The sequence below is a fragment of the Cryobacterium cheniae genome, from assembly GCF_004403395.1.
GTDB lineage: Bacteria > Actinomycetota > Actinomycetes > Actinomycetales > Microbacteriaceae > Cryobacterium > Cryobacterium cheniae.
Window position 1 is genome coordinate 89479 of the sequence record NZ_SOGN01000016.1, and the last position, 15234, is coordinate 104712.

The 15234-nt window shown below is 63.5% G+C and carries 13 protein-coding genes; 4 read left to right on the top strand and 9 right to left on the bottom strand.

What is annotated here, in order from left to right; genetic code table 11:
- The first annotated feature begins 73 nt into the window (after positions 1-73).
- Entirely contained in the window at positions 74-1114 is a 1041-nt protein-coding gene (locus tag E3T23_RS02695; RefSeq protein WP_134368907.1) for a 4-hydroxy-3-methylbut-2-enyl diphosphate reductase, read from the top strand.
- 19 nt (positions 1115-1133) lie between these two features.
- Here E3T23_RS02695 and E3T23_RS02700 read toward each other — a convergent pair whose 3' ends face one another.
- From E3T23_RS02700 to fbaA, 3 genes are read right to left on the bottom strand one after another with little or no spacing between them, the layout of a single operon-like run.
- Positions 1134-1331, bottom strand: coding sequence for a hypothetical protein (locus E3T23_RS02700; protein ID WP_134368862.1), 198 nt, complete (start codon positions 1329-1331; stop codon positions 1134-1136).
- A 53-nt stretch (positions 1332-1384) separates the two neighbouring features.
- A complete protein-coding gene (locus E3T23_RS02705; RefSeq protein WP_134368863.1) occupies positions 1385-1954 on the bottom strand; it encodes a DUF6264 family protein in 570 nt (189 codons plus the stop codon).
- Between the two features lie 12 nt (positions 1955-1966).
- Positions 1967-2992: a class II fructose-bisphosphate aldolase gene (gene fbaA / locus E3T23_RS02710; RefSeq protein ID WP_134368864.1), complete on the bottom strand. Its 1026-nt coding sequence runs from the start codon at positions 2990-2992 to the stop codon at positions 1967-1969.
- A 243-nt stretch (positions 2993-3235) separates the two neighbouring features.
- On the opposite strand from fbaA, the gene glpX reads away from it, so the two are divergent.
- On the top strand, positions 3236-4168 hold the full coding sequence (gene glpX, locus E3T23_RS02715) for a class II fructose-bisphosphatase (protein ID WP_241977548.1): 933 nt from the start codon (positions 3236-3238) through the stop codon (positions 4166-4168).
- A gap of 135 nt (positions 4169-4303) precedes the next feature.
- Here the strand turns inward: glpX and E3T23_RS02720 are convergent, their stop codons facing one another.
- The gene (locus tag E3T23_RS02720) at positions 4304-5677 is read right to left on the bottom strand and encodes a DNA recombination protein RmuC (RefSeq protein WP_134368866.1); all 1374 of its coding nucleotides are present in this window, start codon (positions 5675-5677) and stop codon (positions 4304-4306) included.
- Between the two features lie 101 nt (positions 5678-5778).
- On the bottom strand, positions 5779-6396 hold the full coding sequence (locus E3T23_RS02725) for an exonuclease domain-containing protein (RefSeq protein ID WP_134368867.1): 618 nt from the start codon (positions 6394-6396) through the stop codon (positions 5779-5781).
- Between the two features lie 84 nt (positions 6397-6480).
- On the opposite strand from E3T23_RS02725, the gene ychF reads away from it, so the two are divergent.
- Entirely contained in the window at positions 6481-7569 is a 1089-nt protein-coding gene (gene ychF / locus E3T23_RS02730; RefSeq protein ID WP_134368868.1) for a redox-regulated ATPase YchF, read from the top strand.
- A 279-nt stretch (positions 7570-7848) separates the two neighbouring features.
- On the opposite strand, the gene E3T23_RS02735 is transcribed toward ychF, so the two are convergent.
- Both E3T23_RS02735 and E3T23_RS02740 read right to left on the bottom strand, forming a co-directional pair.
- Entirely contained in the window at positions 7849-8208 is a 360-nt protein-coding gene (locus tag E3T23_RS02735) for a hypothetical protein (RefSeq protein ID WP_134368869.1), read from the bottom strand.
- Positions 8209-8524: 316 nt separating this feature from the next.
- On the bottom strand, positions 8525-9568 hold the full coding sequence (locus E3T23_RS02740; protein ID WP_134368870.1) for a hypothetical protein: 1044 nt from the start codon (positions 9566-9568) through the stop codon (positions 8525-8527).
- Between the two features lie 92 nt (positions 9569-9660).
- On the opposite strand from E3T23_RS02740, the gene E3T23_RS02745 reads away from it, so the two are divergent.
- Positions 9661-11127, top strand: coding sequence for a S8 family serine peptidase (locus E3T23_RS02745; protein ID WP_134368871.1), 1467 nt, complete (start codon positions 9661-9663; stop codon positions 11125-11127).
- A gap of 1564 nt (positions 11128-12691) precedes the next feature.
- Here E3T23_RS02745 and E3T23_RS15765 read toward each other — a convergent pair.
- Both E3T23_RS15765 and E3T23_RS02750 read right to left on the bottom strand, forming a co-directional pair.
- The gene (locus tag E3T23_RS15765) at positions 12692-12820 is read right to left on the bottom strand and encodes a hypothetical protein (protein WP_255570615.1); all 129 of its coding nucleotides are present in this window, start codon (positions 12818-12820) and stop codon (positions 12692-12694) included.
- Between the two features lie 968 nt (positions 12821-13788).
- A complete protein-coding gene (locus tag E3T23_RS02750) occupies positions 13789-14382 on the bottom strand; it encodes an HIRAN domain-containing protein (protein WP_134368872.1) in 594 nt (197 codons plus the stop codon).
- Positions 14383-15234: the final 852 nt, after the last annotated feature.

The following is a 15234-nucleotide window of genomic DNA, read 5'->3' on the forward strand; positions in this document are numbered from 1 at the left end:
CGGACTGCACAGTCGGCCCCCATAGACTGGGTTGGTGACTATCAGTACGGATTCGCCTGTGATCGGCCTCGGCATGCCACGGATTCCCCGGGCACGCAACAGGCTCAAGGATACCCCGGTGGTCGGACACAAACGGGTGCTGCTGGCCGCCCCGCGCGGTTACTGCGCCGGTGTGGACCGTGCCGTGATCGCCGTCGAGAAGGCCCTCGAGCTGTACGGCGCCCCCGTCTATGTGCGCAAGCAGATCGTGCACAACATCCACGTGGTCTCCGAGCTGGAGAAGAAGGGCGCGATCTTCGTCGAGGAAGTCGACGAGGTGCCCACCGGATCCCACATCGTTTTCAGCGCCCACGGCGTGTCCCCGGCCGTCGTCACCGCCGCGGCGGACCGCGGACTGCTCGCCATCGACGCCACCTGCCCCCTGGTCACCAAGGTGCACCGCGAGGCCGTGCGCTTCGCCCGGGACGACTTCCAGATTCTGCTGATCGGCCACGAAGGCCACGAAGAGGTCGAGGGCACCGCGGGGGAGGCCCCCGAGCAGACCACCCTCGTCGGCAGCCCCGACGACGCCGACACGATCGAGGTGCGCGACCCGGACAAGGTGGTCTGGCTGTCCCAGACCACGCTGAGCGTGGACGAGACCATGGAAACCGTGCGCCGCCTGCGCGCCCGGTTCCCGAATCTGCAGGATCCTCCCAGCGACGACATCTGCTATGCCACCCAGAACCGCCAGGTGGCGATCAAGAAGGTGGCCCGTGATTCCGACCTCGTCATCGTGGTCGGCTCGGCGAACTCGTCCAACTCGGTGCGTCTGGTCGAGGTGGCACTGGAGTACGGCGCCCAGGCCGCCTACCGGGTGGACTTCGCCAGCGAGATCAAGCAGGAATGGCTCGACGGGGTTGCCACCGTGGGCGTGACGAGTGGGGCATCCGTGCCCGACGAACTCGTGCACGAAGTGCTCTTCGATCTGGCCGACGCCGGCTACGGCGACGTCGAAGAGATCAAGACGGCCGAGGAGGACCTGCTCTTCTCGCTACCCAAGGAACTGCGCAAGGATCTGGCCGGCAACACGGATGCCCGCGCCCTCGGCGGGCGGGTCAGCCGCCCCGAATAGGGAAGCCAGACGCGCTGCGTCAGCCCGTCTTCACCGGGTCGGAGGCCTGCTCACCGGTCGACCCCAGTTCCTGGAACGGGGTCACGGTCAGGCCCGCCGGAGCCTGGAGACGGGAATTGAACGACTTCCATGGGGTCGCCCGCGGCGCGGCGATCACCGCGGCGCCGGCATCCGTGAGCCGCCGGGTTGCGCCGGCCTTTACCGGGACCGTGCACAAAGCGCCCGGGAGACCAGAGGTGAAAACTGATCCGCCGGGCGCCGTTGCGGTGTCTACAGCTGGCCGTAGACGTCCATCAGGTTCGGGTCGTTGAGCAGTGTCGGGTCGGTGGCCAGGACGGCGCCAGTGAAGGCGACGAACACGACCACGGACACGACCGCACCGATCAGCGGCAGGTAGAACGCGCGTTTGCCGCGGACCAGCAGCAGGACTGCTCCCGTCGCCGTGGCCAGCCAGACCAGGGACACACCGACGATTCCTGCCGTGACCAGCCAGGCCACGGAGGGATCCGGCTCGTACGCGCCGAGGTCCAGCTGGGTATGGAGCATCTGGATGGACTCGGTGATCACCCTGAGCATGCTGACCGCGAAGAGCGTGGACAGCAGCCCGAGCACGAGCAGGCTCAGAGTGACCGGGCGGTCCCAGGCGGGAGCGGTTCCGACCGGGCGCACCGCCTTCTCGGGGACCGCGGACCGCCCCGGGGCAGGCGGCGTGGCGAGGGTGCGCTCATCCGGGGCCGGAGTCCAGCTCCAGCCCTCGGGCGCAAGCTCGCCGTACTGGGGACGGGGCCGGGAATCCTCCGGTGGGGTTCCCGGGGGAGTCGACGAAGAATTCTCGGCCATCGTCATCCGGTGCTAGCTGTTCGAGTGGCCGGCGGAACCGAGCTGGCGGGTGGCGTCGGCGACGCGGGCGGCCATGGCCGTCTCGGCAACCTTGCCCCAGGCGCGCGGGTCGTAGACCTTCTTGTTGCCGACTTCGCCGTCAACCTTGAGCACGCTGTCGTAGTTGCTCAGCATGTAGCCGGCGACCGCGCGGGTGAACGCGTACTGGGTGTCGGTGTCGATGTTCATCTTGACGACACCGTTGGCGACGGCCTCGGCGATCTCGGCGTCGGTCGAGCCCGACCCACCGTGGAAGACCAGGTCGAGCGGCTTCGCGCCGGTGCCCAGCTTGGCGGCGACACCATCCTGGATCTCCTTGAGGAGTTCCGGGCGCAGCTTGACGTTGCCGGGCTTGTAGACGCCGTGCACGTTGCCGAAGGTGAGGGCAGCCATGTACCGGCCGTTCTCGCCCATGCCGAGGGAGTCGATCATGGAGAGTGCGTCGTCGAGAGTCGTGTACAGGTTCTCGTTGATGTCGCCCTCAACGCCGTCTTCTTCGCCGCCGACGGCGCCGATCTCGACCTCGAGGATGGCGTTGATCGCCTGGGTGCGCTTCAGGATGTCCTTGGCGATTTCCAGGTTCTCGGCCAGTGGGATGGCGGAACCGTCCCACATGTGCGACTGGAAGATCGGGTTGCGGCCGGCCTTCACCTCGTCTTCGGAGGCGGAGATGAGCGGGAGGACGAAGTCTTCGAGCGCGCCCTTGGGGCAGTGGTCCGTGTGGAGTGCAACGGTAATGGGGTAATTGTCGGCGACGGACTGCACGAAGCGCGCCATCGCGAGCGCACCGGATGCGCGGTTCTTGACCGTGTGGCCGGCGAAATAATCCGCGCCACCGGTGGTGACCTGGATGATGCCGTCAGAGCCGGCTTCGGTCAGGCCTTGAAGGACGGCATTAATGCTCTGGGAAGACGAAACGTTGAACGCCGGGTAGGCGAACCCCTTCGTCTTGGCCGTGTTGAGCATCTCGGCATACTGGTCTGGGGTTGCGATGGGCATTGTTGAGTCTCCTCGATTGAACCGTTTCGGTCTTCTCATCCTACCGAGGTGGGTCTCCGGGCGTGCCAGCGCGCGAGCATCTCCGGGACGGGGAGCGGGCGCTAGGCTGAAGAAGGCAGCACCGGCAACGGTGCCGGCCCAAAGATGGGTCTTGCCACTGCCGCACTCTTCGTCCGGGAAGGACCATCTGTGAACAGCCCCGAAGTCGCCCCCAATTTCACGCACCCCGACCGCAACCTTGCGATGGAATTGGTGCGGGCCACCGAGGCCGCAGCGATTCGAGCGGTTCCGTTCATCGGCCGTGGCGACAAGAACGCCGCCGACAAGGCAGCCGTCGATGCCATGCGCGTCTTCCTCGGCACCGTCAACTTCGACGGACTCATCGTCATCGGCGAGGGTGAGAAGGACGAAGCCCCCATGCTCTTCAACGGTGAGCGCGTCGGCAACGGCAAAGGCCCGTCCTGCGACATCGCGGTCGACCCGATCGATGGCACCAGCCTCACCGCCGCCGGACGCCAGAACGCCCTGTCCGTGATCGCGGTTTCCTCCCGCGGCACCATGCTCGACGCGTCATCCGTGTTCTACATGGACAAGATCGTCACGGGTGCGGCCGGCCGCGGAGTCGTCAGCCTGGACGCGCCGATCGGCGACAACATCCGCGAGCTGTCCAAGGCGACCGGCAAGCCGGTCGGCGAGATGGTCCTCGCCGTTCTCGACCGTCCCCGTCACGCCGAACTGATTGATGCCATCCGCAGCGCCGGAGCCGGCACCCGGCTGATGAGCGACGGCGACGTCGCCGGCGGCATCAACGCGGCCCGCTGGCAAACGCGCATCGACATGTGCGTCGGTATGGGTGGCAGCCCCGAGGGCATCACCACGGCCTGCGCGCTCAAGGCCATCGGCGGCTACATGCAGGGTCGTCTCGCCCCGAAGGATGACGCGGAGCGCGCGGGTGCCGTCGCGGCCGGTCTCGACGTCGACAAGCTGCTCGAACTCGACGACATGGTCAGTGGCGATAACACCTTCTTCGTCGCCACGGGCGTGACGGATGGCGGACTCGTCGACGGCGTGCGCCGCCAGGGTCCGATCATCCGAACCGAGAGCATCGTGCTTCGCTCGAAGTCCGGCACCTCGCGTCGCGTGATCGGCGAGCACCTCGCCTCGAAGTGGCTGTAGCCCGCTGGCTGTAGCCCGCGGGCCCGGGGTGCGATCGGCGCGTTGATCCACCGCGCGTCGCCGCCGAGAATCGCTCGACACACCGAGAATCGCCGTTCCGACGGCGATTCTCGGCGTTAACGGCGATTCTCGGCGTCAGTCGGTGCGGGATGCGGCTGGCGCCAGCGCCGCGCTTTCCAGTGTTGCGGTCTCGAGCGCCGCGGTTTCCAACTCCGACACGAATTCCCACGCCGCCAGTTCGCGCGGGGTGTCTTCGATGCCCGCCAGCGGCGCCAGCACCTTCGACTCGTCGAGGGCGTTGAGTTTGCGCGCGGTGGGCAGCACCTGGCGTTCCATCGACCCGACGAAGCCGTTGTAGTCCTTCACCGTGCGCTCGATCGACCGACCCAGTTTCTCGATGTGGGTGGCCGTGGTGGCCAGGCGCGCGTACAGCTCCCGGCTGAGGTCGAAAAGGACCTTGGCGTCCTGTGTGAGCACGTCTTGCTGCCAGGTGAAGGCCACGGTCTTGAGCACCGACCACAGCGTCACCGGAGAGGCGAGCGCCACCCGCTTCGAGAACGCGAACTCCATGATGGACGGGTCGGCCTCCAGTGCCGAGGACACCAGTGACTCGCTCGGGATGAAGGCGATCACGATCTCCGGCGACGCCTCCAGACCCTGCCAGTAGGCCTTGCCGCCCAGGGTGGTGATGTGGTCGCGCACGGCCTTGACGTGCGCCTTCATGTAGACGGCCCGCTGGGCGCCCAGGGCGCCGGTGGCGGTGACCGGAATCTGACTGGCTTCGAGGAACGCCGTGAACGGCACCTTCGCGTCGACGGCGATGTTCTTGCCGCCGGGCAGGTGCACGACCATGTCGGGGCGGCCCGCGCCGGCGTCCGAGGTGATGCTCGACTGCACGTCGAAGTCGACCCGCTCGATCAGGCCGGCCGCCTCGACCACGCTGCGCAGCTGGGTTTCGCCCCAGACCCCGCGCGTGTTGTTGGCGCGCAGGGCCGACGCGAGCGACTCAGCGGTGCTCCGCAGGCGCTCCTCCGACTCGGTGGCCGACCGCAGCTGCTGGCTGAGCTCGCCGTGTTGCAGGCTGCGCTGGGCCTCCAGTTCGGCGACCTTCTGCTGCATGTCCTGCAGGCTCTCCTTGACCGGTGCGAGGGCCTGGAGAACCTTGCTCTCCTGCTTCTGCTGCTCGGTGCGGGCCTCCTGGTCATCACGCTGACGGTCACTCAGTTCGCGGTACTGCCGCCCCGCATCTGCGACCTGCCCGCGCAGGGCGTCGGCCGTGGCCTGAACCGCGGCCACCTCTTCGCGCAGGATGGACTGGACACCGGCCTCCCGTGCACGCACCTCGGCCAGAGCCAGTTGATGGCGGGCCTCGGTCACGAGCGGATCGTCGGTGCCGGACGCACCCCGGCTACGGCGCTCCGCGGCCCGGGCCGTGAGGACCAGCGTGAGCAGGGTGCCGAGCAGGGCGCCGACGACGAGGCCGAGAAAAAGACTGAACCAGGAATCCATGGTTCCACTCTGCCAGTGGCCACCGACATTGCCCGGGCCGGTGCCGGCACGGCTGCCGCCACGGTGCAGCGCCGGGCGCCCGGGGTCGTACCGGCGGGCGCTTAGCTGAGCGCCATCGGGCCGTGCGTGGCGGACTTCTCCTGCATGGCGACCGGCCCGATGGCGCCGATCGTGACGCCGGTGATCCGCGCCAGCTCCTCGACGGTGCCGGCCCCGTGCCGGTCGGCCGCGTGGATCATGATGGCCGCGCAGGCTTCCGCGTCGGCAAGGGCGTCGTGGTGCGCGAAACCCTCGAAGCCGGCGGCCATCGCGGCGACCGGGAGCCGGTAGGAGTCGAGGTGGTAGGTGCGGCGGGCCACCTGCAGGCTGCAGACGTAGTTGAAGTCGGGCACGATCAGACCGGCGACGGTGGACGACGTCTTGATCACACCGAGGTCGAACCCGGCGTTGTGGGCCACCAGGTGGTCGTCGCCGGCGAAGGCGACCAGGTCGGGCAGTTGCTCGGCCCAGGTGGCTGCGCCCGCGACATCCGTCGGCCGGATGCCGTGGATCTTGATGTTCCAGGCCAGGAAGATGTCGTGCCCGACGGCCGGCTTGATGAACCAGGCCACGCGGTCCACCACTTGGCCGTCGCGAACCTTCACCAGCCCCACCGAGCACGCCGAAGCGCTGGAGGAGTTGGCGGTCTCGAAGTCGATGGCGGTGAAGTTGACTGGCACCGCTTCATCCTTTCACGGGCCGCCGACGGTGCGGCCCGCCCGGGCCGACCGGACCGCGGGCCGCAGGCGGTACGATTGACTCTCGTGGCTCTTACTATTGCAATCGTCGGACTGCCCAATGTCGGCAAGTCCACCCTCTTCAACGCGTTGACCAAAAACAACGTGCTCGCGGCGAACTACCCGTTCGCCACCATCGAGCCCAACGTCGGCATCGTCAACCTGCCCGACTACCGGCTCGCTGAGCTGGCCACCATCTACGGCAGCAAGGCCCTGCTGCCGGCGCCGGTGTCATTCGTCGACATCGCCGGCATCGTGCGCGGCGCCAGCGAAGGGGAGGGGCTCGGCAACAAGTTCCTCGCCAACATCCGCGAAGCGGATGCCATCGCCCAGGTCATCCGCGGATTCGCCGACCCCGACGTGGTGCACGTCGACGGCGCCGTGAACCCCGCCGGCGACATGGAGACCATCAACACCGAGCTCATCCTCGCCGACCTGCAGACCCTCGAAAAGGCCGTGCTGCGGTTCGAGAAAGAGGTCAAGGGACGCAAACTTCCCCCCATCGTGCTCGAGACCGCCCTCAAGGCGCAGGCCATCCTCGACTCCGGCCAGCCGCTCTCGTCGGCCACGCTCGACATCGAGCCGATCCAGGAACTCGGGCTGCTCACCGCGAAGCCCTTCATCTACGTCTTCAACGTGGACGAGGCCGTGCTGCAGGATGCCGAGAAGCTCGCCGTTCTGGCCGCCCTGGTGGCCCCGGCCAACGCCGTGTTCCTCGACGCGAAGCTCGAATCCGAGCTCAGCGAACTCGACGCCGAGGACGCCGCCGAGATGCTGGCCTCCACCGGCCAGGCCGAGAGCGGGCTCGACCAGCTCGCCCGCATCGGCTTCGACACCCTGGGCCTGCAGACCTACCTGACGGCCGGCCCGAAGGAAACACGGGCCTGGACCATCCACAAGGGTTGGTCCGCACCTCAGGCCGCCGGAGTCATCCATACCGACTTCCAGAAGGGCTTCATCAAGGCGGAGATCTTCTCCTTCGAAGACCTGATGGAGGCCGGTTCCGTGGCGGAGGCTCGCTCGAAGGGCAAGGCCCGCATCGAGGGCAAGGAATACATCATGCAGGACGGCGACGTGGTGGAGTTCCGTCACGGAAACCTATCAACGGGTAAATAGTCGATTCTTGCTCTGACCAGGATTTTAGATTTGAGTGGTCCGGTTTTCGGCTGAGTTTGGGGTTGACTGACTCCTGGACGGCGGTGCGTTGTCAGCCGTGACCGTGATGTACGCGTCGACTTCTTCGGCAGTTTGAGGCTGGTTAGGTTCCGCGTACTAGGCACCGGCGCAGTCGACGATCAGGACACGGTCCATGTCTGATCCCGGTCGTGGCACGCACAGCATTCATGCTGCGCTCTTGTTGCGCCGATGCCGACGATTGCCAACGACCTCCAGCAACTAGTTAGTCTCAGCTTCACACCAGCTGGTGAGGATCTCGGCGGTAGTGGCCGCCAGCTCTTCCAGCCGCTCTCGTGGCAGTGTCTTCATCTTGAGGCCAATTGCCCAGCCGTCTGTGTGCCCCTTGGCGAGATAGGCGAGCTTCGTTCCGAGGTCGCGCTCCGCGAGGAGAATCTTCCATCGCCCAAGCTCACGCTTGCTGTGCCCCGGAGCGCGGAGGCTGACAAGTAGCCGTTCTTCTTCACCCTGGTCCTTCTGCAGCGTGTCAAGGTGTCTAAACCAACCGGGCACAGCTTCCGAATTCTTGGGATCGAAGTAGTTCTCCTTCGTCTCCTCGACGGGAATCTCATCATGGTTCAAAAAGGCTCAGTCTGCAGGAGGCGCTGATGGCATGGCCGAGGGACGGGCGGAAGGTGCGACCGAACTGCTAGGCCGCCACCGTCCCGGCGGGCGTCGGATCTTCGATTGAGCGCGTGACATTTGTGTGGCGCTGCGCGTGCTGCAAGGCCTACTTGTACGTAACCAAAGATCCCGATGGGCGTTGCGACCTCTCGGGCCGCCGGAAGCTCACACCTCACGTCGCGTGAAGACCAGAGTTTGGCCCGACGAAATGACGCCTGTCCGGGCAATCCAATCCTCGGCCGGTAGCTCCTATGGCGGTCTGATTAACGCCAGGTCACGCCCTCGCTAGTCGTTCTAGGTCGTGGAAGCCGTCCCATACCTGGAAGCCGACGAATCCAACGACAGCGACGATGAGCGCGAGCGCTGCAATCTTGACTTGCGGAGCTACGACAGTTCCGTCAAGCACAGCGACGACGATGCTGAACTTGTCGACGGTTTTGCGGCCCTTGGTGATGAAGCCGATCCGTGTGAGCTGGCTCTTCGTAGTCTCGTCAAGGCGAGACTCGAGTTCCACGACCTGATCCGCCGACAGTGCCCCCCAGGCGTCTACAACGCCGGGTCGTCCGAGCAGTGCCCCGAGCAGCTCCCCGACGATACCAGGGGCACCGTCGGCGAGCTTGTCCGGGATCGTTTCGACGAGCTTGTCGAACTTGGTTTGAAAGCTATGGGGCATCATCTTGCGCAGCTTGTTCACGACCCACTCGACGATGCGAACGGCTGCCCTCTTGAGCCATGAGAGTGCGCTCTTGACGGCCTCGAACGCCTCGTTGGCCTTTTCGGCCACCACGGCAGCGATGCCTCTCCATCCGCCTACAACAGCTGCGTGCACAGTAGGGCTCTTCGCGAGCTCGACGAGCTCTGTGCCTCCGGCATTCTGCAGTTCGTCGAACTTTCCGTGAACCGAGTCGGGCAGCTTCCTTGGCGTGGGTTCAATGACGCCGTCCGCCGCGCCCTTCAAGACCGCCACCTGGACCCGCGCTTCATCGAAAGAAATGGAGCCGTCATCAACCCCCATTTCCGTGAAGACGACCGAGGGCTCCTGGCTGGCGGTCAGGAGAACACTCGTGACCTCGAGATTGCCGAGCAGAATATCGATGCCTCCGCGATCGCCTGCCGCGTCGACGGCAATATCGGCCTCACTTAGCAAGCGGTCGATTCTCGCGTCGAGTTCACCGTCCGGGTCGTCGATCCCCTCGGCCGAAAACGGAGCGAACTCACCTTCGCCGACCGGCGCCGCGATTTCGGCGAATGCGATCACATTTTCCGCGCTCAACCGCCAACTTTCCGTCGCAGCCACGACGTTGTCCGTATTTTCCATGACCTCTCCTTCGAGCTTTTCTTGTCCAGGGGGGTGGTTGCTACCGAGGTCGCCTCGGGGTATGTATCGAGTAGTGGGAAGGTAGCAGAGCAATGGGAAATGAAGAAGAGGATTGCTTTACGCTCTTTGACAATGGAGCAACGGGGTGCATGAATGCGCCTCGATCGGAGACGATCTCTCTTTCCAACACGCGATTTCTCGTGCTGACCTCCCCGGACGACTACGTTGCAGTTCTGAATTCGGTTCGCAACCTCGGCTTGCGGGTGAGGCCATATCGCCTTATCCCCGTGCTCGAAATCGACTCGAACCCCGGTCAGGCCAAGCAGATCAGCAGCCTCCCGGGAGTTGAGCAGGTCATACCCGCGCTCGGGGCACTCGAGCAGTCGCGCACGTTCGCGAACGGTATCGATGTGCTTCTTCAAATCGCGCGAGCGCAGAATTCGAGGGATCGAGACGGGCTTTTATTCCCGGGGCGCGCCGTCGGCGATCCGCAAGGCTATCCGGTGCACACGCGCGACCGCGGAATCGAACTCGATGATGAGCTCGATTGGCCCGCGCCCCCCGCGCTCGTGCCCGTCATTAACCTCAGTGCCGGTCCCGCGTCGCCTGTTTTCCCCTTCGTGTCGAACGACATCGTCAATGTCGCGACGCTGGCAGGTTCCGTCGACGACGTTCTGTTCGTGTTGGCTGCAGGGAACTGCGGCGCGCAAGGTGCAGGATCATTGTCGGCATGGGCACGTGCCCCTTGGGTACTGTCAGTTGGTGCGACAGCCGACGAGACGGGGTCCAAGCTCGCTCCGTACTCCGCGATCGGAACACGAGATGAACCAAATTCTGGACCGGACCTTGTGGCGGACGGGCGCTCATACGTAGCACCTCACCCTGAGGGAACGTCGTTCGCAGCCCCAAAGGTGACCTACCTCGTAAGGGTCATAGTCGCGGCGATCTGCCAGCTGGGTCGCGAAATCCGTGTGCAGGAGGGCGCGGACCCTCATGGTGTTCCCCTCGTGGGATACGGAATTGTCGATCGATTCGGATCTTCGATCTGGACCAACGCGCGTGAGCTCGTTCCCATCACTGCACTTCCCGTGGTCGGCATCGACCCCACGGCCGTCGCTGCTTGCCTCGCGGTCGCTAGGCACGCGGGCGCTGTTTTGGACGTGATTGGCACCCCTAAGATCGTCCGCTCACTGCTGCTCGAGGCGGCCAGGCCGATGCCAGGTTACGACGTTCACCAGGTCGGTGCGGGCTTCGTCAACACAAATGCTGTCCTCGACCGCCTCGCGGAGATAAGCGGTCTCCAGGTGGTGCGTCTGTTCGGAGGCGCAGGTATTTCTCTCACACACGAGGCTGCGAACGAACTAGCTGCACTGCGGCCATTTGACGCACGACAGCTGAGGGAACTGGCGGGCATAATCTCCGTCACCGGCCCGCAGTTCGCATACGACTATCGGGGCGAGCGTGTCGCCGCCCAGCCTCTTCATCCGGAGGATGTCCGGGATCTGCCAATCTTTGAGCGCACGCTAGGAGTGTCGGCTGGGCCGCTCGACTTACAGTAATTTGAGCGCGTCCTGCCTGGTCTGTCCAGATCCGCGGTCGACAAGCGAAGCATTTCTCGGAAAAGGCTGCGAAGCTAATTTTTGACGCCGTTCAACTATTTTAGGCAGGGGAGCGGCGACACCGCCGGCGCATGCGACGCTACTGACGATTTCGCTTGCGCGGTGACGGATCGTTGGGCTGCAGTCAGCCGAATATCTCGGTCGTCGACAGCGAGGTGCATGGCGCCCGTCGCGCCGGGCTCGGGTCCTAACGGCTCCATGTCGGATTTGCTGTCGGCGTCTCGATGGAAGTCGCCGACGATGTTCGTGCGCTTTCCGGTCCTGGCGCCAAGGGTATTCGCAAGGGTTAACCCGGGACGGCGACGTCGTGGAGTTCTGTCACTGTCACAGCTAAACATGACGAACTTCGTTGGTTCGTAATTGATAAGGCCTTGCTTATCGACGTTTGCTGCAGGTGGACTCACGGGGCTGCACATGGCTAGAAAGATTGACTTCCCAGCTCTAGCCTTGGAGTCCTACCCAAGTGCGGCCACCCACCGCTCAAGCATCCTGCATCATTGGAGCTGCGCGCGGGTGGCAAACCGGATCGTAGAAGATTGCACGTGTGCGCGCTGATCGCAGATGACAGCGATGCATTCAGTTGTTTCTGACGATCCCACGAAAAGCTGGAGGCTACGTCCACCAGATACGGGGCCCTGTCTCCTTCGACCATGGACTGCGGGGTGTGTCGAAGAGTACTCTGGCGGCTATGTCGAGCGATTGGTCCTCAGGACAGTGTCACTCAAACTGAAAAGGAAAGTCCGAAACCGTCTACTGATGGCAGTGGCCTTTACCTGCTTATTAATCGGCCTGCTGACTAGTGTTGGAGTCGAGAATCTCCTGGCCACTCCGTGTGGCACCTTCGAAATGGGTAAAGTCTTGAATGAGGTCTCGGGAACCCCCACACTAATCGTCGGATACGGCGAATGTCTGCACATCGGAGGTGCAGCCATTCCAATCGTTGCCGTCTCCGCGATCTTCGCGCTCGTATCGCTCCTCATGGGACTCCTGGCCGGATCCCTCGCGACCCAAGTTGAGGAGGATCCCCCCGTTTAGCGAATCTCGCTTGCCCTACGGGTGGACCGGTGGAGGCTAATGCGCTGGACTCCACTCAAGACGGGGCAATTACTCAAGTCTCGCATCTTATGAGGACGGCGATGTGGTGGAGTTGCGTCACGATCCTGTCAACGGGTAAATAGTCGATTTTAGCCCTGATCAGAATTTTAGGTTCGAATGGTCTTGAGTTTGGCTGAGTGCGGGGTTGACTGGCTTCTGCGCGGCGGTGCGCTGTCAGCCGCGACCGCGATGTATGCATCGTCTTCTTCGGCAGTTTGAGGCTGCGGCGATTCGGACTGCAGGGTCGGCGCCGGACTAGCTCAGTCGCTCTCAGTGTCTGCCTTCACAGGTTGGCCTGCTGACGCACGGGCTCCGTTGATCGGCGCGCCGTCCAGTAGAGGGCGGTGGCACCTGTGGTGTCCCGTCCGGCGGCGGGCGTTCAAGGTGATGTACGAGGCTGCCGGTCGACCTACTTGCGAGCCGCCTTCGTCTTCAGCGCGTCAATGCGTCGTTGGAGGCGAGCCTTCTCTTTGAGGCGCGCGGCTTCCGCTTCGAGCTCGCGTGGGGTTCGGTTCTTCGCGCCGAGCGTTCTCGCCATGTGTTTCTCCTCTGAAAAATGATAGTTTTATGATAAATCCGGGTTCGCACAAGGCCTAGCAAACGCCCCAGACTGGGGGTGATGGCGGGATTGAGGCCGCTGATGCTGACCAGGCGCTTGCCAAGTACGTACTCGTCACGTGCTCGGCGTTTGTGTCTTACCTGATCGAGGAGGGGAGCAAACGAGGTCTGCTGTAATCCCAGGCGGTAACTGTCATCGTCTAACTACCTCGGAGCAAGAGTTTGTTAAGCGGTTGGTGCCATCTCCATTCCCAGAGGACGGAGCAGGAGGTTGAGGCTTCCCAGCTGTCCGGGGGTGAGCGGCGGTGCGCCGGAGACGATAAGGGCGATGTACGCATCGAGTTCTTCGGCCGTGCGAGCGGGTTTGGACTTGGGTTTGGCTGGTGTGTGCATACAAGGTCTATGCGCAACATCTCAGATCGGCTGGAACGGAGGCTCGCCTCCGACATGTCGTGGTTGATTGCGTCGGATTTTGATCACCTTCGTCGGCCACCCGGGCACCACGTTCCCGGCCCGTGCCTGCCCCGCCCGCGCCAAGCGCGAGGTGCGCAACCTCACGTGCTTTGGACCCTGACCCGATGTCCGTTTGCGTCTTGCGGGCCAGCCTGGGGGAGAATGACGTCGACCGGCTCCACCTGCGTGCGCATGCATTAGATCGGCGCGACCGTGCCGACCGTCATAGGGAGGGCGGCACCTGACAAGAGCCTCGAACAGGAAACACTGGGTCATACGTCGGCAGCTCACGCGCGTTGGCGTTCTCACTCCGGAGCGGGGAGCCGTCCTTAAGGCGCGAATCGGGTGCGGCTGCCTATGCGTGGATCGCCTCGATAACAATCGAACGCGATTCGCACGCCTCCGCCGGAAGCTGACAAGCCCATCGGCTTCGGTAATGACCAGAAGGGCCGATACCGCGGCCGCAACGTGTCGAGAGGGGTTTCGCTCCATTGCCTATTCGGCCGGCAGGACCCTGAGGTATTTCTGCAGCGCCGCGGCGGCGGGGATCCCGACTTGCATCTGCTTTTCAGCGCCCATCCCGGTGCCGTTGACCAAGAACGCGTCGTAGGGGAGCGGATCGAGTATCAGGGCGAGCATCGCGGCTTTGGTCCTGGTTGCGTATCCGACCCGACGCCCCTTTCCGTAGACGGCCACTGCATTCGGGTCGTGCTTATTTCGTGGCTCGCGGATCAGGAGGTACTGGTCGGCGCCGTGTTCGTAGCGCCCAGCCTGCGTCACCGAAAAGGCGGATCCGACGATGCGGTACTGGGTGGCCGGGATCGACCGCAGGTCCAAAACGCGGAGCGTCGATACGTCCACAGTCTTCTTCTTGACCCCGTCGGTGGCGCGGCCCTTCGGCGCCGGTTCTCTGGCTTCGAGCTCGAGGCGGTAGGCCTCAACGCGGGCCGCGGTCTGCTCCGGCGTGTACATCTCAACGACGATCGAGCCGTCAGGTGCACGATGCCTGATCGTCGTATTGCGCGTAGCTTGCACCGGCGGTTGTTGTGCAGGTGGTTTGCGACCGAATAGTAATTCCAGGATCCCCATGGCCGGAGCCTACTGAGGATTGGAAGGTTTGCTCGTCCATCGACAAGATGAGCGAGTGAACTGGCTGTCCGTGAAGCGATGGTTGTCTGTAGTGCGGAGTGTCGACGAGGGGCCGTTGGCGGAGTTGCCGTACCGATCGTGGGCCATCCCGCGGAGGCTGAACAAGGTGCTTACGGCGCTGTGCGCCTCTCTAACGAGCTGGAGGGGCCTTGACGAGAGTGAGTGAGTCAACTTCTATTGAGGTCGTTAGAAGCCGTTCTGTGCCCGGTGAGTGGTGCGCGAGGTTCCGTCACCTCTCAGTTATCTGGTGAATTGATCTAAATTGAACATTCCTGCCAGCTCCTTAATCCGCCGGCACCCCTGCCTTGATTCGAATGGCTGGCCCAGATTTTTTCTGGGCGACTTGGAGGGCTGGCATTTTCTCCAGGTGCGATGGTCCTCGCGGCGGGGAGGCGTAGACATGGGTGCCCACGATCCCGAAAGATGAGGTTCCCTCTTTATTACCAAGATTACCAATGATTACCAGCAAATGGTAATCTTCCGATCCCTTATAAACACTGGCCACCAGGCCCCTTTTTAACTTTAATTACCAAATTACCCAGATATAGATATACATATAGAAAAAGAGAGAGACACCTCTGTCTAGAGGGAAGTATGTCTCTTCTATCTATATATGCACCCTCCACATTTTGGTAATCTGGTAATGTTGCGTTGAATTTGTCTTCTGACCAGGGAAAAATGAGTTACCAAGACGTGGTAATCGGCTGGTAACTTGGTAATCTGGGCCGGAAGTGGCCGTCAAGTCACCCAATGTCCAGAAGATCCGCCCGAAAACTGTGTCAATCAAGTGAT